General features: G+C 62.8%; 15 protein-coding genes. 8 read left to right on the top strand and 7 right to left on the bottom strand.

Annotated elements, in window-relative coordinates:
* Positions 1-17: 17 nt before the first annotated feature.
* Positions 18-650 (top strand): general stress protein, encoded by a 633-nt coding sequence (locus I6E60_RS12455; RefSeq protein WP_197180625.1) that lies wholly within the window; start codon positions 18-20, stop codon positions 648-650.
* Between the two features lie 70 nt (positions 651-720).
* Here I6E60_RS12455 and I6E60_RS12460 read toward each other — a convergent pair whose 3' ends face one another.
* Both I6E60_RS12460 and I6E60_RS12465 read right to left on the bottom strand, forming a co-directional pair.
* On the bottom strand, positions 721-2,199 hold the full coding sequence (locus tag I6E60_RS12460) for an aminopeptidase P family protein (RefSeq protein ID WP_197180627.1): 1,479 nt from the start codon (positions 2,197-2,199) through the stop codon (positions 721-723).
* Between the two features lie 96 nt (positions 2,200-2,295).
* Positions 2,296-3,309, bottom strand: coding sequence for an endonuclease/exonuclease/phosphatase family protein (locus I6E60_RS12465; RefSeq protein WP_197180628.1), 1,014 nt, complete (start codon positions 3,307-3,309; stop codon positions 2,296-2,298).
* A 33-nt stretch (positions 3,310-3,342) separates the two neighbouring features.
* Between I6E60_RS12465 and I6E60_RS12470 the strand changes: the two genes are divergently transcribed.
* The 3 genes from I6E60_RS12470 to I6E60_RS12480 are packed head-to-tail and all read left to right on the top strand — an operon-like array spanning position 3,343 to position 6,452.
* Entirely contained in the window at positions 3,343-4,209 is an 867-nt protein-coding gene (locus I6E60_RS12470) for a PHP domain-containing protein (protein WP_197180630.1), read from the top strand.
* Between the two features lie 57 nt (positions 4,210-4,266).
* Complete coding sequence (locus I6E60_RS12475) at positions 4,267-5,439, top strand: MalY/PatB family protein (RefSeq protein WP_197180632.1); 1,173 nt, start codon at positions 4,267-4,269, stop codon at positions 5,437-5,439.
* A gap of 59 nt (positions 5,440-5,498) precedes the next feature.
* Entirely contained in the window at positions 5,499-6,452 is a 954-nt protein-coding gene (locus I6E60_RS12480; protein ID WP_197125505.1) for an L-lactate dehydrogenase, read from the top strand.
* Here the strand turns inward: I6E60_RS12480 and I6E60_RS12485 are convergent.
* Both I6E60_RS12485 and I6E60_RS12490 read right to left on the bottom strand, forming a co-directional pair.
* A complete protein-coding gene (locus tag I6E60_RS12485) occupies positions 6,441-7,094 on the bottom strand; it encodes a hypothetical protein (RefSeq protein ID WP_197180633.1) in 654 nt (217 codons plus the stop codon). The two genes, I6E60_RS12480 and I6E60_RS12485, sit on opposite strands and share 12 nt — an antisense overlap.
* 278 nt (positions 7,095-7,372) lie before the next feature.
* The gene (locus I6E60_RS12490) at positions 7,373-8,884 is read right to left on the bottom strand and encodes a DEAD/DEAH box helicase (RefSeq protein ID WP_197180635.1); all 1,512 of its coding nucleotides are present in this window, start codon (positions 8,882-8,884) and stop codon (positions 7,373-7,375) included.
* A 175-nt stretch (positions 8,885-9,059) separates the two neighbouring features.
* Here I6E60_RS12490 and I6E60_RS12495 point away from each other — a divergent pair, with 175 nt between their 5' ends.
* A complete protein-coding gene (locus I6E60_RS12495; RefSeq protein WP_197125502.1) occupies positions 9,060-9,776 on the top strand; it encodes a ferritin-like fold-containing protein in 717 nt (238 codons plus the stop codon).
* 14 nt (positions 9,777-9,790) lie between these two features.
* Here I6E60_RS12495 and I6E60_RS12500 read toward each other — a convergent pair whose 3' ends face one another.
* On the bottom strand, positions 9,791-10,081 hold the full coding sequence (locus I6E60_RS12500) for a hypothetical protein (RefSeq protein WP_197125501.1): 291 nt from the start codon (positions 10,079-10,081) through the stop codon (positions 9,791-9,793).
* Between the two features lie 2 nt (positions 10,082-10,083).
* The gene (locus I6E60_RS12505; protein ID WP_129073342.1) at positions 10,084-10,308 is read right to left on the bottom strand and encodes a DUF3107 domain-containing protein; all 225 of its coding nucleotides are present in this window, start codon (positions 10,306-10,308) and stop codon (positions 10,084-10,086) included.
* Between the two features lie 74 nt (positions 10,309-10,382).
* On the opposite strand from I6E60_RS12505, the gene I6E60_RS12510 reads away from it, so the two are divergent.
* On the top strand, positions 10,383-13,484 hold the full coding sequence (locus I6E60_RS12510) for an ATP-dependent DNA helicase (RefSeq protein WP_197180636.1): 3,102 nt from the start codon (positions 10,383-10,385) through the stop codon (positions 13,482-13,484).
* Positions 13,481-16,747: an ATP-dependent DNA helicase gene (locus I6E60_RS12515; protein ID WP_197180638.1), complete on the top strand. Its 3,267-nt coding sequence runs from the start codon at positions 13,481-13,483 to the stop codon at positions 16,745-16,747. Before I6E60_RS12510 ends, I6E60_RS12515 begins: the two co-directional genes overlap by 4 nt.
* A 60-nt stretch (positions 16,748-16,807) precedes the next feature.
* On the opposite strand, the gene I6E60_RS12520 is transcribed toward I6E60_RS12515, so the two are convergent.
* Positions 16,808-17,662, bottom strand: coding sequence for a LysR family transcriptional regulator (locus I6E60_RS12520; protein WP_197125496.1), 855 nt, complete (start codon positions 17,660-17,662; stop codon positions 16,808-16,810).
* An 87-nt stretch (positions 17,663-17,749) separates the two neighbouring features.
* Here I6E60_RS12520 and I6E60_RS12525 point away from each other — a divergent pair, with 87 nt between their 5' ends.
* A complete protein-coding gene (locus I6E60_RS12525) occupies positions 17,750-19,201 on the top strand; it encodes an MFS transporter (protein WP_197157868.1) in 1,452 nt (483 codons plus the stop codon).
* The last annotated feature ends 14 nt before the right edge of the window (positions 19,202-19,215 follow it).

Consider the following 19,215-nt stretch of genomic DNA (forward strand, 5'->3'; position numbering starts at 1 on the left):
CATGGGAGAATGAACCGATGAGTAACTTCAGTGGATTTTCCCGCCGCGCACCGCTTCAGTCGAGCGTGCCCCGCGGAGACGTACTTGGCCGGTATGCCAGCTACACCGACGCCCAAGCCGTAATCAACCAACTAGCCAAAGCAGAGTTCGATATCAAAGGCGTCGCGATCGTCGGTCGCGAGCTCACGACCGTCGAAGTGATCACTGCCCGCCTCAGTTATGGTCGTGCCGCACTCTCCGGTGCCACGAGCGGTGCGTGGCTTGGACTCTTCTTCGGACTGATCTCGACGATCATTTCGCCCTTCACCACGCAACAGATCGGCATCTTCTTTGCCGCCATCGTGGCCGGTGCCGGAATCGGAATGATCTTCGGCGTCGTCAACTACTCGATCATGCGCAAGCGTCGCGACTACGCGGCAACCTCACAACTGCTGGCTGATCACTACGACATCATCATCGCGCCCGGCCTCACCGCCAAGGCTCACACAATCCTCGGCACGGCTGCCAGCGCGCAGGGCGTGCATTCAGCACCGCACGTACCTACCCCGACTGAAGCTCCCACCTCGACAGAAACTGTCGGGAGCAGCGATACCGTCGGGTCGGATGCCGATAGCGCCGACAGCGCACGCTCAGACGACGCCGCCAAATAGCGGCCAAGTACCGCTTAGTAGCGGTGCTGATATGGCGCGCGCCGCACTGGGCTGACGCGCGCCTCCACAACTAGGAGCGGGCGATCCACGCTTCGACGGCATCCGCTGTTCTCGGGATGTTTACCGACAGGTTCTCAGCGCCGTCTTCGGTGACGACGATGTCGTCTTCGATGCGCACGCCGATGCCACGGTATTCCTCGGGAACGGTGAGGTCATCGGGCTGGAAGTAGAGGCCGGGCTCGATCGTGAAGACCATGCCGGGCTCCAGCACGCCATCAAGGTACATGTCGCGACGGGCTGCAGCGCAGTCGTGCACGTCAATGCCGAGGTGGTGGCTCGTGCCGTGCACCATGTAGCGGCGGTGGAACTGCTTGTCAGCCTGCAGCGACTCTTCGGCCGAGACGGGCAGGAAACCCCACTCAGCGGTCTTCTCAGCGATGACACGCATTGCTTCGGCGTGGATGTCGCGGAACTTGATTCCGGGGCGCACGATAGCGAACGCCGCATCCGCCGCTTCCAACACCGCGTTGTACACGCGACGCTGCACCTCGGTGAACGTGCCGCTGATGGGCAGGGTGCGAGTGATGTCGGCCGTGTAGTAGCTGTCGAGCTCAATGCCGGCGTCAATCAGGATGAGGTCGCCGGCATTGACCGGCCCATCGTTGCGAGTCCAGTGCAAGACGCACGCGTGCGGGCCTGACGCGGCAATGGTGTCGTAACCGACAGTGTTGCCCTCGGCGCGGGCGCGACGGTTGAAGGTGCCCTCCACGAGGCGCTCGCCGCGGGTGTGCTGCACGATGTTGGGCAGATCAGCGATGACGTCGTTGAAGCCCAGCTGCGTGGCGTCAACGGCGGCGCGCATTTCAGTGATCTCGTAGGAATCCTTGACGAGGCGTAGCTCGCTCAGGTCGCGGCTCAGCTCGTCGTCGCCATCGTGCTCAAGAGCCTCAGAGTCGGCAACGAGCAGGCGGCGGCCATCAACCTGGTCAGTGACATCGCGGTCGGCGTCGCGCACGATCAGCGTTGAGGCGTCGACGCTGTCGAGCACGGCCTCAAACTCGACCAGCGGCAGAGTTGCCAGGCCGAGATCGGTAGCAACGTTCTCCAGCGAGGGGCGCGGTCCGGTCCAGAATTCTCCGACATCCGGGTTGGCATAGAACTCGCTCGTATCGCGGCCGGCAGCCGGACGGAAGTACAGGGTGGCCGAGTGGCCAGTAGCGGTGGGCTCCATTACGAGAACACTGCCGGCAACAACATCCGAACCCCACCCGGTGACGTGCGCAAAGGTGGAGTGAGCGCGGAATGGGTAGTCGGTGTCGTTAGAGCGAACCTTGGCGGCGCCTGCCGGAATGATGAGGCGCTGGCCGATATGAAGCTGTGAGAGGCGCTCGCGGCGCGCAGCGGCAAAAGCAGACTGCTCGCGGGGAGTGACCTCGGCGTCAACGCGCTCAGCCCACCCCGAAGAGATGTACTCAGCGAAGCCCGAAGACTGCGGAGTCGTAGAACGGTTAGAGGTCGCGCGGGGGCTGGGTGCCGAAGTATCTGCCATACCTCTAGTGTCTCTCGTTAGGCTGCAAAAAGCACTATCGAGAGGGACCCTCAGGGTTCGCCTGATTGCGCGGTAGTCGGCGCTCAGGCTGGGTGGCTACTGAGTGCGTGACAGCGTCGCAAGAATCGGGCGGTGGTCGCTGCCGAAGCCGTCGTGCGACTCGATCACGCGCATCCCCGTCGTGGTCCACTCGCTTGTGGACATCACATGGTCAATGGGGGCTCCCAAGAGCGAAGGCAACTGGGTCGGCCACGTGCCGATCGCGGCGTTATCGGTCGCGGACGCGGCATCCGTGCAACTGCCGAGAGCAAAATCCGCCCCATCGGTGAGGGAGGCATAGTGGTCGAGGGTCGAATTGAAATCCCCAGCGAGGATGACATTGCTGCCGCGACACTGTTCGGCCAACCACTCGAGGTCGGTGCGCCAGTTCGTCATCTCGCCTCGCACGGGGGCGACGGCGTGCACGGCCACAATCGTGGGATTGGCGGGGTCTTGAGGAATCGCTACGACACTCGGCAGAGTCGAGGTGGTTCGCGCTTGCAGGTCAACGTCATATTCGCCGAGGGCAACGCTGATGAGCACTGTTGTCGATCGTGACTTCGAAATCTGGTCGTAGGCGAGAGTGTGAACCCACATTGGTCGGTCTGCTGCCGCCATCAGCTGGGCAACTTCGAAGCCCAACTCTCGGGTGCTCTCCGGAAGGCTCACAATGTCGGCGTCGTTCTCGAGCGCAAGATCAGCAATCGCTTGAGCGCCGGGAGCGTCGCCGAGCGTGTTCCACGACAGCACCGTTACATCGCCCTCAGCTTTCGTCTCAAAGCCTGGGCTGCCGAAACCACGCGTGGCCAACACCACGAGAGTGAGCGCGCTAAACGCGAGCGCCACCACCGCTAGCGATGCCGCGAAGCGGTGCATCCGCGCCGATAACAGAGCAATGAGTGTCAACGCCAGTACGGCCACGAAAGCGGCAGCAGCGCTGAGCCCGCGCATCGATACCACCTGAGCAGCACCAACCGTCTGTTCCAGAGAGAACAGCTGAGGCCAGGCCGCGACAATAAGGGCGGCAGCGGTGGCGAGTATAAAGATCGCCGCAAGAAAGCGTTGAATCATAGCGACCTGAGCCTAGAGCAATAGGCTTGCATAATGCTCAACACCCCGATCGACCTGCACACTCATAGTGCCGTGTCTGACGGTACCGAAACCCCTACCCAGCTGGTGCGCTCCGCCGCCCGCGCTGGATTGGGAACGGTAGCGCTCACCGACCACGACTCCACCGCTGGCTGGCACGAGGCCATTTCTGCGGCATCCGCGTCAGGGATCAATGTGATTCCGGGCATGGAATTGAGCACCAACTTCGGGCCAGCGAGCGTTCACGTGCTCGCTTACCTCTTCGACCCGCTCAATCGCACCATTGTGACCGAAACGGCGCGCATCCGTGATGGTCGGCTTCGTCGCGCCGAACGAATCGTCGAAAAGATTGCCCTCGACTACGATCTGACCTGGGATGATGTGCTCGCCGAATCGTCCGACGGCACCACGCTGGGGCGCCCCCACATTGCCGACGCGCTCGTGCGCAAAGGTCACGTCGCTAACCGCAGTGCCGCGTTTGAAAGCATCCTGCACTGGCAGGGCGGTTACTACGAGAAGTACTACGCGCCCAGCCCGCTCGAGGGAGTGAAGATGATCGTCGCTGCCGGGGGAGTGCCCGTGCTCGCGCATCCGGCCGCCCATGGAAAGTATCGATCGATGGATGACTCAGTCATTCGTGAACTCGTCGACAACGGCCTGTTCGGGCTTGAGGTTCACCACCGCGACAACACCGAAGAGGGCAAAGCCTGGCTGCTGACGGTCGTCAAGAAATTCGGGCTCGAAATTACCGGGTCAAGTGACTATCACGGCGAAGGCAAACCCAACCGTCTTGCCGAAAACACCACGGACCCTGAAGTGCTTGAGAAAATCATCGCCCGCGCGACCGGATCGCAACCGTTCCTCGCGAACCCCACACCGTAACGACCGCGTGGCCTGAGAGGCCGCGCACCCGCAGCACCCCGCCGAGTAGGAGACAGCATGACCAGCAACGCCGAACAGTGGAACGCCCTCACCCCCGAACTTTTGCGCAGCCGTGGCAGCAACAAATGGACGGCGCCCGAAGGTGAGCTGCTTTGCGCCGGCGTCGCTGAAATGGACTACGGCACCGCCCCCGCCGTGCTTGACGAGTGGGCCGCGATCGCTGAGCGCCTCGAGTTCGGTTACCCCGCAGAATCCGTGGCCCTCGAGATGAACGCGGCGACAGCGAAATGGCACCGCGAGCAGTACGGCTGGAATGTGGATGCCGTCGACGTGCATCCTCTCCCTGACGTTCTCAAGGGGCTCGAGCTCGCCATCCTCGAGTTCAGTAAGCCTGGTGCGCCGGTAATCGTGCCGACCCCCGCTTACATGCCGTTCTTGATGTTGCCGAAGAGCTTTGGCCGCGAGGTCATCGAGTCGCCCATGTTGCGCGGCGACGACGGCAGCTTCTCACTCGACCTTGACGACATCGCTCAGCACTTCGCCGCTGGTGCGAACCTCTTCGTGCTCGCCAACCCCGGCAACCCGACCGGCAAAGTCTTCACCGCCGCTGAGTTGTCGGCGCTCGCCGATGTCGCTGACGCCCACGGTGCTCGCATTTTCAGTGACGAGATCCACTCGCCGCTCACTCTCTTCGGCAACAAGCACGTGCCGTTGGCGAGTGTTTCGGATGCCGGAGCACGCGTTGCGATCACCGCAACCAGCACGTCGAAGGCCTTCAACCTGCCCGGGCTCAAGTGTGCGCAAATTATCCTGAGCAACGACGCCGACCGCACGCTGTGGGAAACAATCGGCTGGATGGCGTCCCACGGTGCCAGCACGCCCGGCATGCGCCTCAACACCGCCGCGTACCTCGGTGGCGAGCCGTGGCTTGGCGAAGTGCGTGAGTACATCGAAGGCAACATCGAGTATGCGCGGGCGGCGCTCGCCGAGCTGCTGCCGGAGGCTCGCATGGCTCCGATGCAGGGCACTTACCTGTCCTGGCTTGACTTGCGCGCCTACTCGGACGAGCCAGAACTCTCCGAGATGTTGGCAGAGAAGGCGGGCATCCGAGTCAATGGCGGTGTCGGCTACGGCGCTGTCGGGGCCGGCCACATTCGTATGAACCTCGCAACGTCGCGCCCCATTCTGGAGCGAATCATTGCGCAGCTCGCTGCGGCGATGACGGCCTAGTCGCCCTAAACGCAGAACGCCTCTGGCCGAGAAAAGCACGGCCGTGGGACACTAATCGCATGAGCCTTGTCGAGAACTCAAAGCTGACCATTGTTGGAGCCGGAAGTGTGGGGGCGAGCGCCGCCTATGCTGCCCTGATCAGAGGGTCGGCCCGCCAAATAGCCCTGTATGACATCGCGACGAAAAAGGTGGATGCCGAAGTTCTCGACCTTTCCCACGGCACTCAGTTCACGGGGTCGAGCCAAATTATGGGCGGTAGCGATATCTCGGTCGTGAAGGGATCGCACGTCGTAGTGATCACGGCTGGCGCGAAGCAGAACCCCGGCCAATCCCGCATCGAACTTGCTGATGTCAACGCCCGCATTATCGGTTCGATGATGCCGCAGCTCATGGAAGTCGCGCCTGACGCGATCTACATCATTGTGACCAACCCCTGTGATGTGCTCACGGTGCTCGCTCACGAGCAGTCGGGGCTTCCGCCCGAGCGTATCTTTGCGTCCGGCACCGTGCTCGATACCTCGCGGCTGCGCTGGAAGCTTGCCGAGCGCGCCGGCGTCTCACCTTCTAGCGTTCACGCGTCGATCATTGGCGAGCACGGCGACTCCGAGTTTCCGCTGTGGTCACGCGCCACCATCGGTGGGGTTCCGATTCTGGAATGGCAACGCGACGGCCACCCCCGCATGACAGAAGCAGAGCTCGATGACATCGCCGACGGCGTCCGCAACGCCGCCTACAAAGTCATCGAGGGCAAGGGCGCGACGAACTATGCGATCGGGTTGTCGACTGCCCACATCGTGGAGGCGATCCTCGGTGACAAGCACTCCGTCATGCCAGTTGCTCCCGTGCTCACTGACTTCCATGGAATCAGCGGTGTCGCGCTGTCGGTACCCTGCATCGTGAGTGCCTCCGGCGCAGTCCCGATCAAAGAAACCACCTTCAGCGAGACAGAGCTGCGCTTGCTCACGGAATCCGCGACCACCCTGCGTGGTGTTGCTGACTCGCTACGACCGTAGAAGTGTTGCTAGCAGCGACTTCGGCCTTGATGTCGCAGCCATTGTCGCGACTTCTGCCGAGATGGAGCGGATGTCGGTGGTGTCGTTTTCGACGAGCATCCGGCAATCGTCGATAGCGCTCTGAAGCAGCGCTTTCAGTCGTTGGTCGGCGCCGGGCGAGCACGCGCAGGCGATACCAATCACTGAGCTGCGGATGATCGACTGGGTCATTCGCGTCACGTCCCGAGGTCGACGACCTCGACCGTTGTCGGGGCAATCCGCACTGAATTTGCGCGCCCAGAATTCGGACGCTGGTGCCTGAGCGAACGCCGCAGTGACAAGATCAGCCAGATCGTCGTCGGTGTGAGGCTCGATAATCGCCAGCTGTGATTGCGTAGCAATGATGCCGACAGCGAGAGCCCGTTGCCGTCCTTCGCTGGCGATCGGTAGGGCGGCGGTTGCCGCGCGCAGTGCGATGCGAAGTTCTAGGCGCGGGTCGTCGCTCGTCAGCCCGATGACGGAGGGGATGAGCTCGACCAGCTCTGAGCGGTGCTGGTCGGGGGTGCAGTCATTGACGAGACGCGCCAGAACGGCGAGTGCCGGATGAGTGCACGAGGGATGGTCGCTCCACTTTTCGCCGGCGAGGTAAGAGGCGAACTCCATGAAGCAGCCGCCTCGGCGGGGAGTGCGATGGCGTCCAGCCGCGAGAACGGGCATGAAATCTGGTGATGAGTTCTTCTGTTGCACCGGCATTGATCTCCTCCTTGGCTACCGCGCGCTGAGGAACATTTTTTCTATTGTGCGCCTGTTCTGGCGATAAAACCAGAGCTGGCGCGCACCGCATTGAGAGCGTTTATGGGCAGCGGCAGGCGGCGCCGCGCACAACGAAGAAAGCCCCACGCGAGGTGGGGCTTTCTAATGAATCGGACGAGCGGCGTGCGCTATGCGGTCGGAGGCGCAGTCGGTGCGCCTTCGTTTCCGCCACGACGACGACGCGTGCGCTTGCGACGGGCGGGTGCTCCTCCGTCGTGGGTGCCGCCACCTTCGGGGCGGTTGCTGTCGTCGGTGGCGCGGGCGCTGGCTACCGAGCTGCCTTCGCTCGATCGTGCACCGGTGGTGGAGCCAGAACCCGATCCCGATCCCGACCGCGTGCGGTTGCGGGGAGGGCGTGAGGAATCGGTTGAACGCTGCGATCCACGACCGCCGCCCGATCCCGATCCCGATCCGGAACCTGAAGCAGCACCGCTGGCGCGCACTGCCGGGGCGTGCGATCCGGGGAGACGGCCCTTGGTGCCCTCAGGGATGTCGAGGTCGGTGAAAAGGTGCGGGCTCGACGAGTAAGTCTCGGTTGGCTCGGGGATGCCCATTTCGAGTGCCTTGTTGATGTGCGTCCACTTGAGCATGTCTGCCCAGTCCACGAATGTGACAGCAACACCGGTCTTGCCGGCGCGGCCCGTGCGGCCTGCGCGGTGCAGGTACGTGTCGTGGTCGTCGGGGATGGTGTGGTTGATCACGTGCGTGACGTCGTTGACGTCGATGCCTCGTGCCGCAACATCCGTCGCAATGAGAATGTCTTTCTTGCCCGCCTTGAACGCTGCCATGGCGCGCTCGCGCTGCTCTTGGTTGAGGTCACCGTGCACGGCGGCAGCGTTGAAGCCACGGTCGTTCAGCTCTTCAACGAGCTTGGCAGCGGCACGCTTGGTGCGCGTGAAGACAACCGTCTTGCCTCGACCCTCAGACTGCAGGATGCGCGCAATAACTTCGTCTTTGTCGAGATTGTGAGCGCGGTAGACGACGTGCTTGATGTTCTTCTGCGTCAGGCCCTCGTCGGGGTCGGTGGCGCGGATGTGGATGGGCTTGTTCATGAAGCGACGAGCGAGAGCCACGATCGGGCCGGGCATCGTTGCCGAGAACAGCATCGTGTGGCGGGTAGGAGGAGTCTGAGCAAACAATTTCTCGATGTCGGCAAGGAAGCCGAGGTCGAGCATCTTGTCTGCCTCATCCAAAACCATCACCTTGATGTCTTTGAGCGACAGCATGCGCTGGCTGGCGAGGTCGAGCAAACGACCGGGCGTGCCGACGATAACTTGGGCGCCGGCCTTGATCTGTTCGACCTGACCCTCGTAGGCCTTGCCACCGTAAATGGCGGCGATCTTGGTGGAGCGGTTGGATGCTGCGAGCACGAGGTCTTCAGCTACCTGAACACACAGTTCGCGAGTCGGCACCACGATGAGTGCCTTTACTCCGGGCTCGGGATCTTTGCCGAGCGACTGCAGTACGGGGAGACCGAAGCCGAGAGTTTTACCGGTACCGGTCTTAGCCTGACCGATGATGTCCTGGCCTGCGAGGCCCATAGGAATGGTTTGGGTTTGGATCGGGAACGGTTCGATGATGCCCTTGGTGGCAAGAGCATCGACCATGTCCTGATCGATATTAAGTTCTGAAAAAGTCACGTATGAAGCCCGTCTAGGTGCGATGCGCCCTTTTTGACCTGGGGCGCCGGACCCCCTCCTGAGTCGGGGGGATGCCCGCAGTTTAGCGGGTTCTGCTGGGTCGAGGCCGTGAATTGAGGCGGCGAGGCGGGTTGTTGCACCTGCGCAGGGCTCTCACACGCTCTAAGCTGGCTCCGTGGTTAAGTGGTTTTCGCGCAAGCCAGGTCGCATCGAAGTGCCTCGCCTTCGGTCACGGTCTGATGTTGCAGCGACCGAAAAAGTAGCCCTCGCGGAGTTCACTCCCGACATTCTCGCCTTCTTGGGGCGCGCAGCGTATGTGCAGCTCAAGATCTTTGAGAACCTTTCGCGCGTCATTGCTAACGCCCCGACGACGGCGGCGAAGACCGCGATCGGTAAGGCCGCAGAGCTGTCGCTGTCGAAGCACCGTCAGCTGGTAGACGAAATCACCAAGGCCGGCGGCTCGCCAGCGGAAGTGATGGACCCCTTTACTGAGTCGGTCGACAACTTCGAGCGCATCTCTCGCGGCGCCGATTGGTATGAAGCACTCATTACGGCCTATCTGAGTGCCGGATTCTTTGACGACTTCTATGCGCTGCTTGCGGCCGGACTGCCGTCAGAATCCCACTCCCGCCTGGTCGCGATTTTCCGCGGAGAATCCGGCGAGAAAGTTCTCGCGGAGTACTTGCAGGCAGCGATCGACGCAAACCCTCGCCTCGATTCACGGCTCGCCATGTGGGGCCGTCGTCTCATGGGCGACATGATGCTGTTGGCGCGATCGGCGCTCGTCTTTCCCGACCACACTCGCACCACCGAGGCGCAGGTTGAGCCGGTATTCACCGAACTTATCGCGGCGCACACGCGCCGCATGGATGCGCTCGGCCTCACCGCCTAGCGAGCTGCGTTCAGTTAGCCGCGTGAGAGCGTTTCGAAAGAACGCACGTCGGCGGCTTCGCGGTGGCGCGGCAGGCGGATGGCGACGACCAGAGCCACGGCAATGCCGGCAAGCAGGCTTGCAACCCAGATCCAGCCGCCGTCAAAGGTCAAACCGACCCACACGAGGGCGACCCACACCGTTGCGGTAACCGCAGCACCGACAGCGGGCAGCAGCGCCGCACCGTACATGCCGCGCGACGGCAGCAGGTAGCGGATGATGGTTGCGAGCGACGCTCCGATGACGGTGACGAACAGCAGTTCCACTGTTAGGCCACGAATCCGATGCGGCGCGACTCTTCTTCGCCGAGTTCGACGTAGGAGACTGACGCGGTAGGAACGATGTAAAGCTTGCCCTTGGCGTCACGCAGGCTGACGTACTTGGCATCCGAGTTCAATGCCTCGGCGATGATGGTCTCGACCTCGCTCGACGACTGTGCCGACTCGAAGTTGATCTCACGGGGGCTGTTGTTGATACCGATGCTAATGTCCACGACCCAAGATTACGACACAACGGGGCGCGATGAATATCACGTTCACTGTCAGCGCATCCCGATAGCGTTGACGCATGGTCACCTTGCCCTCTGAGCGTGCGGATGCCGCGGCTAACGCACCGCATACGCTCGACGATTCTCAGTGCGCTGTTGTCGACCTCGCCGACGGCATGAGCGCGGTTGTTGTTGGAGCGCCAGGCTCGGGCAAAACCGCAACTCTCGTGGAACTCGTGGCTGAGCGTGTGCACGCCCGCGGCTGGTCGCCCGAGCAGATTGTGGTGCTCTCGGCAACCCGTCAGAGTGCGACGGCGCTGCGTGATCGTTTGGCAGCACGCATTGATGCGCCCACGCTGGGGCCGATGGCGCGAACCGCGAACTCTCTTGCGTTCGAAGTGATCCGCGAGGCCGCTGCTGTTGCCGGAGAAGGCCCGCCAACACTGCTCACAGGCGCTGAGCAAGACCAAATCATTTCTGACCTACTGGCGGGCGAAATCGCTGACGGCACGGGCGCGCCGTGGCCGGCCCACCTCGATCCGGAGGTTCGCCGCCTGCGCGGGTTCCGCACGGAGTTGCGAGATCTCATGATGCGCTGTGTCGAGTTTGGGGTCACTCCCGCTGACTTGGCGGCGCTCGGCGAACGCACCGATCGGCCGGAATGGGTGGCGGCATCCGCCTTCATTGCGGTGTATGACCAAGTGAAGGCCAGCTATCGCGATCGGCATTTTGATGCGAGTGAGCTGCTGGCTGAGGCCGCTGGGCTGATTGCGGGTGGGCACTATGCGGCGATCGATCGGCTGCGGTTGGTCGTGGTCGACGACGCCCACGAGCTCACCGAGGCCACGATTTCTCTCGTGCGGGCACTCGCCAGTCGCGGCATTACGATCATCGGTTTTGGCGATCCTGACCTCACCACGGGGTCGTTCCGGGGCGCTCAGCCTGCCGTGCTGTCGCAGTGGGCGACGCGGCTCGGGCTGGAGAACTGCGAATCGTTGTTTTTGTCGTCGGTGCATCGGCACAGTGCCGAGCTGCGTCAGACGGTGACCAACCTCACCCAGCGCATCGGTGTTGCAGGGCTCATCGAACAGCGCAAGTCGCCGGCGGTCGCCACAGCGCCGTCGAGCATCCACAGTTTTCAGCTGTCGACACCGGCCGAAGAGGTTGCGTTCATTGCGCGCCATTTACGCGAGAAGCATGTGCTCGAGTCGGTGCCGTGGTCGCGCATGGCCGTCATTGTGCGCACCGGTTCGCTGATTCCATCGCTGGCCCGGCAGTTGCGCACCCTCGAAGTGGTGACCAGCGTGTCGAGTGCGCGCAGTGCCGTGCGCGACGAGTTCAGTGTCAACGGCTTGATCGTCTTGCTTGAGCTGGCATTGAAACGTCGCCCGCTGGATGCCGCAGCAGCCGTCGAACTGCTGTGTAGTTCCGTTGGCGGTTTCGACACCGTCTCGCTGCGGCGGCTCAAGGCTGCGCTGCGTCACGAAGCGCTCGGTGCCGAAATTTACGACTCGGCCGACGAACTCATTGCGCAAGCGCTGGCCGCCCCGGCAGGGTTCGTCACGATCGATAATCGCGTCGCCCGGCAGGCCGCAGCGGTCGCCAAGAACCTTCACGAAACCGCTGCTGCGGGGGCCGCAGGCGACACCATCGAAGAACTGCTGTGGGGCGCGTGGCAGCGCAGCGGGCTTGCCGATCGCTGGTTCGAGCAAGCTCTCGGAGCCGGCGTTGTCGCCGAGGAAGCCAACCGTCACCTCGATGCCGTGGTTGCCCTGTTCTCCTCGGCCAAGCGTTTTGTGGAACGTCGACCGGATGCCCCCGCCAACGTTTTTCTCAACGAATGGCTCTCGGCCGACGTCGCGGAAGACACCCTCGCCGCGCGCTCGATTGTTGACTCGGTCACGGTCGGAACGCCCGCATCCGTCATCGGCCAAGAGTTCGATGTCGTGGTGGTTGCCGGTATGCAAGAGAACGTGTGGCCGAACCTCCGCGTGCGCGGTTCGCTGCTCGGTGCCCACGACCTGCCCCGTGTGCTGGCGGGGGAGAAGCTCGCGGTTGCCGACCGTCGCCGCGAAGTGCTCCACGACGAATTGCGGATGTTCGCCCAGGCCGTGTCGCGGGCAACGAGCGAAGTAATCGTGACTGCCGTGGCCGGTGATGACAACATGCCGTCCCCATTCTTGACGCTCATTCCTGAGCCGGATGAGCCCGTGCGTTCGCGCCCGCCGCTCAGCCTGCGCGGTCTCGTGGGCGTGCTGCGCCGCGAGCTGACCACGGGCGCTCAGCCGGAGGCCGCTGCCGCGTCGCTGGCACGACTCGCCGGCGAGAGCGTTCCCGGTGCCGATCCGCGCTCCTGGTACGGGCTTCGCACGCCAAGCACCACCGCGCCGCTTGTCGACCTCACCGAACCGGATGCCGAAGTGCGGGTGTCTCCCTCGCGCATGGAATCGTTCGAGACCTGCCCCCTGCACTGGGCGATCGACCAGCTGGGTGGCTCCACGACCAATGTGGCTTCCAACCTTGGTTCGCTCATCCACGGTGTTGCTGAAACGGCCACTGATTTCAGCGCCGATGCGCTCTACAAGGCGGTGGAGGAACGCTGGGGCGAGATGACCTTCGAGGCCTCGTGGCAATCGGAGGCTGAGAAGCTGCGCGCCCGCACACTGACTCAACACTTAGCCGCCTACTTGCGCGACTTCGCCGCTGACGGGGGAGAACTCATCAGCAACGAGATGGGCTTCGTGCTTCCTCTCGAACAGGCCAGACTGAGCGGAAAAATTGACCGCGTCGAAATGTATGGCGGCACCACCGCCGTGATCGTCGACCTCAAGACCGGCAAGAACGAGCCATCCAGCGACAAGGCTGTTGCCGATCATCCGCAGCTCGCCGCCTACCAACTCGCCTTCGCTTCTGGTGCCATTGAGGGTGTGCCCGAAGGCCTCGTCAATGGGGGAGCGAAGCTCGTGGTGCTCTCGCCGTCGGCCAAGACCCGCGACTATGACGCCCCCAAGCAACAACCGATGAACGACGAGGAGCTCGAACTGTTCCGACAGCGCGTAATTGAGGATGCCCGCGGAATGGCCGGCAGCGTATTCGTAGCCAGGGTCAGCAGCCACTGCACCGATCCGTGGAGCTTCGGCAACTGCCGCATCCACGTTGTGCCGGCGGTGAGTGCCCGATGATCTCTTCTGTCGACCTCGCCGGTCTCATGGGCATCCACGCTCCCACCGAACAGCAACGTGTCGTGATTGAGGCACCCTTGAGCCCCGCCCTCGTCGTCGCCGGCGCGGGCAGCGGCAAGACCGACACGATGGCCAGCCGCGTCGTGTGGCTCGTCGCCAACAACTTGGTGAGCCCCGACCAAATTCTCGGGCTCACCTTCACACGAAAAGCCGCGGGTTCGCTCAGCAAGCGCGTGAGCGAACGAATTGCGATCCTGCGCGACGTGCAAAGTGCCCACCCCGAACGCTTTGTGGCGACCCCCGAAACGGCATCAATCGAGTTCGATCAACCCACCATCTCGACCTACAACTCCTTTGCCAGCGCACTCTTCACCGAGAACGCGCTCCTCATCGGTCGCGAACCCGAATCGACTCTCCTCAACGATCCATCATCGTGGCAACTGGCCCGCAAGCTTGTGGTGTCGAGCACGGATGAACGGCTCATCGGCCTCGAAAAGTCGATCAGTGCGCTCACAGAAGCCGTTCTCGACCTCAGCCATGCGCTCAGTGACAACGTGGCTAGCGCCGAAGATGTTGCTGCCTACGCGCAACGCTTCACTCAGATTTCCGAGCTTCCCTACGCTGAGACCGCCCGCAAGAAAACCCCCTACGCCTCGGTTATCGATGCGGTGAAAGAGGTCGGTTCGCTCGCGCCGTTGCTCACTCTGGCCGTTCAGTATGCCCAGCAGAAGCGGGCGCAGGGGCTCCTCGAGTTCAGCGACCAAGTTGCCCTCGCCCTCGAAGTAGCCGAGCGCTCGAGCGATGTTGTCGCGCACTATCAAGACCGCTACCGGGTCGTTCTGCTTGACGAATACCAAGACACCAGTGTCGTTCAAACCCGGCTGCTTGCACGCCTCTTTGGTAACCATTCGGTCATGGCGGTCGGCGACCCACACCAGTCAATTTATGGCTGGCGTGGAGCCAGCGCAGCTAACCTCGCTCGCTTCAGCCGCGACTTCACCGACAAGGCTGATGCGCAATATTTCGCGCTGTCTACGAGTTGGCGCAATGCCACGACTGTGCTCGACGCCGCCAACGTGATCGTCGAACCGCTCAGCGCACGCTCACCCGTGCGCGTCGAATCGCTCGGTGCTCGGCCCGACGCCCCCGCTGGATCGGTCGATACGTTTTATTTCGAACACATTGATGAAGAAGCTCACGGCGTCGCGAAGTGGTTTGCCCGTGCCCTGGCGCCGCAGGCGTGGAACCGCTACAACCCCGATCCTAACGCTGAGGCTCCCACCCCGCCGACCGCCGCCATCCTGTTCCGCCGTCGCAGCGACATGGAGCGTTTCGCCACCGCCCTCGGCGCAGAAGACGTTCCGTACCACGTGCTCGGCATCGGCGGACTGCTCTCGACCCCCGAAATCGTTGACCTCGTGAGCGCGCTCACCGTGATCCACGACCCCACCGCCGGCTCTGAACTCATTCGGCTGCTGTCGGGCGCGCGCTGGTCCATCGGCCCGCGCGATCTTCAAGAGCTCGCATCACTCTCGCGCTGGTTGCTGAGCCGCTCAGTCACGCAGCAGGAGCTGAGCGCCGAAGTGCGCCAGCGGATGCGGGACTCCGTCGCCGTCGATGATTCGGCATCCATTGTGGATGCTCTCGACTTCGTGGGCGAGGCTCCCGCAAGTCATTCGCAGCTCAAGGGTTTCAGCGAAGAAGGCCTGTCTCGGCTCAAGGATGCCGCCAAGCAGTTGGCGTTCTTCCGCTCCCGAGCCGGGCTTGAGCTTGGCGACCTCGTGCGCTTGCTTGAGCAAGAACTGCTCCTCGACATCGAAGTGGTGGCGAGCCGTCCGCAAGCCCACGGGATGGCGAACCTGTATGCCTTCCACGATGAGCTTGCGGGCTTCTTGGCCAGCGATGACCAAGCGAACCTCGGTAGTTTCTTGTCGTGGCTGCGTCGAGCCACGCAGCAAGACATGATGGGCCCGCGCAGCGACGATGCCGAAGCCGGCACAGTGCAATTGCTCACGATTCACGCGTCCAAGGGCCTGGAATGGGATCTGGTAGCGGTGCCCCGCCTCGTAAACGGCGAAGTGCCGGCGACCTCACGCGAGGGCAAAGGGTGGGTTAGTTTTGGCAAGCTGCCCTTCGCGTTCCGCGGTGATGCTGGAGAGCTCCCCGAACTCGAATGGGAGAACGCGCACTATCAATCCGAGTTCGATGGTTCCCTCAAAGAATTCAAAACAGCCCTCGCTGAGCGGCACCAGGCCGAAGAACGACGCCTTGGCTACGTGGCGATCACTCGTGCTCGCGACAATCTTTTGCTGACCGGCTCATTCTGGTCGAGCCGCAGCAAGCCCCAAGCGCCCAGTATTTTCTTGCAAGAACTTGAAGAGCGCGGGCTCATCGAAGAGCTTCCCGCTGACCCGGTCAACGACGAGAACCCCACTCTCAACGACGTCGTCGACCCGCTCTGGCCGTTCGACCCCCTCGGCAACCGCCGCACGAGCGTTGAAACAGCGGCCCACCTCGTTGCCACCGCTGATCCGGGGGCCGATGGTCTCTGGTCACACGAAATCGACCTGCTGCTCGCCGAGCGCAGTCGTGCCGCGAGCGAAGCCCGCCGCACTCCACTGCCGCAGCGCATCCCCGCCTCCCGTTTCAAGGACTACATCGCCGACCCCGAAGCCGTCGCGCTCTCGCTCCGTCGACCGATGCCCGAGAAGCCCTACCGAGCGACGCGCCTCGGCACCCAGTTTCACGAATGGGTCGAATCACGTTTCGGCTCTACGTCATCCACCGAAACACTTGACGCTTTCGCTCTCGAGATCGACGGCACCGACTTTGATGGCTTCGATGGTGAGAATGCGGCGGATGTCGAAAAGCTCGCCGAGCTGCAAGCGACCTTCGAGCGTTCGGCGTGGGCCACGCGCAAACCCGTCGACGTGGAGATCGAGATCCACGTCCCCTTCGGCGACCGCGTCGTTATCTGCAAGATCGACGCCGTATATACCGATGGCGATCGCTTCGAGATTGTCGACTGGAAAACGGGGCGAGCCCCACGCGATGCGGCCGACCTCGAAGCGAAGCAACTGCAGCTCGCCCTGTACCGGCTCGCCTATGCGCAGTGGAAGGGCGTGCCGCCCGAGAACATCGATGCGGCGTTCTACTTCGTCGCTGACGACACCGTGATTCGCCCTGAACACATCTTCGACGAGGCCGAACTGCGTGAAGCCTGGGCCAAGTCTGTCGGTGCCGCCGCGAGCTTCGGTGGCTAGGCCAGCCGCCGGCTGAGCCACCCGGCGGCGCAGTCTTCCGGTGGCTAAGCCAACCGCTGGCTAAGCCCGCCGCTGCACCGGCCGGCTAAGAATGGCTGTGCTGAGCGCCTCGATTGGTTCGCGCGCCGCCATCGGATTGTCGAGCAACACGAAGTCGACATCGCCTAGCTCGGGCAAGTCGAAGGATGCGGGCACTTGGGCCAAATCGGGCGGGATGAGCGACTGCGGAAACACCGCGATACCGATCCCTGCGCGCACCGCGGCAAGAGCTCCATTCACTTCCTTCACGTTGCACGTGATGCGCCAGGTTCGTCCGACAGCCTCAAGCGCACGCATCGCGTACGCGCGGCCCAAACTCGGGGCTTGGTAGGCGATGAGCGGAACCGGCGCCCCCGATTCAACGGTCATGCTTTTATGGCCCAGCCACACCATCCGGTCTCGGCGCACCAAGCGCCCACCTTCGGCACCGGCGTCTTGTTTGACGAAAACCAGATCGAGTTGGCCAGCCTGAAGGCGGCGCACGAGATTGCCGCTCTGGCTCACGGTGAGTTCGAGATTGATGTGCGGGTAGAGCTGCCGAAAGTCACGCAGGATGCGCGGCAACTGGGTAAGGGCAAGGTCATCTGCTGATCCGAACCGAAGCCGCCCGCGCATCGCAGAGCCGGTGAAGTACTTCACTGCTTGGTCTTCTGCCGCAAGAATTGCTCGCGCAAACCCGAGCATCGCTTCGCCGTTGTCGGTGAGCGAGACGGTGCGAGTGTCGCGCAGCACGAGTATGCGGCCTGCCGCAGCTTCGAGCTTGCGGATGTGTTGGCTAATCGTCGGCTGGCTGAGCTCAAGGGTGCGGGCGGCCTCCGTGAAACTGCGGGTGTCTGCGACAGCGACGAAAGATTTCAGGACGACAGGATCAAACACAATGCCTCATTACGAAACGTAATCGAATTTATAGCGTTGATTATGCCGTGAAATGAGTGACGAGACAATACGCTTGAGCGTGTGAGTATGCCATCTGAGACGTCGCCGGCGACAGTGCCTATCTCGGCGGTCATGCAGCGGCCGCTCTGGCGCGATACCTTCAGTTCTCTTCGGCTGCACAACTACCGTCTCTATGTCATCGCGCAGTTCATTGCGTACACAGCGGCGTGGGTGCAGCGCATCGCCGTCGACTGGCTCGTTCTGGAACTCACCGGCAACGTCGCGCTCGTTGGCCTGACGATCGCCATCCAGTTCACGCCGACCATCATCCTCGGCGCCTATGCGGGGGTTATTGCCGACCGCTTCGACAAGCGGGCGACTCTGATGGTCGCGCAGTCCATCATCGGTACGCTCAGTCTTGCGCTGGCCATCGTCACGATCATGGGAGTGGCCCAGCTCTGGCTCGTGTATCTGCTCGTGCTGCTGATGGGCATCATCCAAGTCTTCGACAACCCCGCTCGTGCGGTGTTCGTCAACGAACTCGTCGGACCGCGCCATTTGCGCAATGCCATCAGCCTCAACGCGTCGATTTTCCACTCGGGCGCGTTTCTCGGGCCTGCCCTGAGCGGCGCGCTGATCGTCGCCGCCGGCTCGGGCTGGGCAATCGGTATCAACGCTGTTGCGGTTGTAATCGGCGTGATCATCTTGGCGTCCATGCGCAAGAACGAACTACTGATCGCCCCTCGCGCACCCGAATCGAAGGGCCAGATTCGCGAAGCGATTCGCTACATTCGGGCTAAACCCACGCTGTTCTGGACGATGGTGATGGTCTTCGTTGTTGCCGTGTTCGGGATGCCGATGCCCACGCTCCTCGCTGCCATGGCCAACACCGTCTATGACACCGGCGCCAGCGGTTACGGCCTGTACAACTCATTGGCCGCGATCGGTGCCTTGCTTGGAGCCCTTGCCTCTGCTCGTCGCGCGAGTCTCCGCCTGCGCACGATCATCTTTGGCGCGGTGCTCTACGGTGCCATGATGATGCTCGCCGGCGTCGTGCCCATTTATGGCATGTTCTTGGGGGTGCTGATCGGTATCGGCCTCAGTCGACTCCTGCTCATGACGGCCGCTGAAACGATGGTGCAACTGTCATCCAACCTCGTGATCCGCGGCCGCGTTATGGCCTTCTGGGTCATGGTGATTCTCGGCGGTCAGGCTGTCGGCGGTCCGCTCATGGGAACCATCGCGGAACTCTGGGGCGCCAAGCTTGCCTTCGTTATCGCCGGTGGCGTGCCCGCCGCAGTAGCGATCGGTATTGCCATCGTGCTCGCGCGCTCCGGTCGCCTCACGGTAAAAGTGGCACCGCGCCGAGCCGGTCGGTGGGTGGCCATCGTGCCGAAGCATCAGTCGCGCGCGATCACCGAGCCCATCACCATCGTGGATGCCGCAGCAATGCAACCGGAACCGCGCGGAATGCGATTGCGAAAGCTGCGCTCGTCCTTGCTGCGCTCGTCAGCGAAGAGACGCCGGGAACGCAAGTAGCGAGCAGGCGCGGT

Source organism: Salinibacterium sp. SWN167 (genome assembly GCF_015864665.1).
Lineage (GTDB): Bacteria > Actinomycetota > Actinomycetes > Actinomycetales > Microbacteriaceae > Rhodoglobus.

What these genes read in the sequence shown, in the direction of transcription:
- I6E60_RS12475 (WP_197180632.1), top strand. Translation starts at nt 4,267, where the DNA reads ATGACCAGCAACGCCGAACAGTGGAACGCCCTCACCCCCGAACTTTTG.
- I6E60_RS12480 (WP_197125505.1), top strand. Translation starts at nt 5,499, where the DNA reads ATGAGCCTTGTCGAGAACTCAAAGCTGACCATTGTTGGAGCCGGAAGT.
- I6E60_RS12460 (WP_197180627.1), bottom strand. Translation starts at nt 2,199, where the DNA reads ATGGCAGATACTTCGGCACCCAGCCCCCGCGCGACCTCTAACCGTTCT.
- I6E60_RS12465 (WP_197180628.1), bottom strand. Translation starts at nt 3,309, where the DNA reads ATGATTCAACGCTTTCTTGCGGCGATCTTTATACTCGCCACCGCTGCC.
- I6E60_RS12515 (WP_197180638.1), top strand. Translation starts at nt 13,481, where the DNA reads ATGATCTCTTCTGTCGACCTCGCCGGTCTCATGGGCATCCACGCTCCC.
- I6E60_RS12485 (WP_197180633.1), bottom strand. Translation starts at nt 7,094, where the DNA reads ATGGAGTTCGCCTCTTACCTCGCCGGCGAAAAGTGGAGCGACCATCCC.
- I6E60_RS12455 (WP_197180625.1), top strand. Translation starts at nt 18, where the DNA reads ATGAGTAACTTCAGTGGATTTTCCCGCCGCGCACCGCTTCAGTCGAGC.
- I6E60_RS12470 (WP_197180630.1), top strand. Translation starts at nt 3,343, where the DNA reads ATGCTCAACACCCCGATCGACCTGCACACTCATAGTGCCGTGTCTGAC.
- I6E60_RS12510 (WP_197180636.1), top strand. Translation starts at nt 10,383, where the DNA reads ATGGTCACCTTGCCCTCTGAGCGTGCGGATGCCGCGGCTAACGCACCG.
- I6E60_RS12525 (WP_197157868.1), top strand. Translation starts at nt 17,750, where the DNA reads ATGCCATCTGAGACGTCGCCGGCGACAGTGCCTATCTCGGCGGTCATG.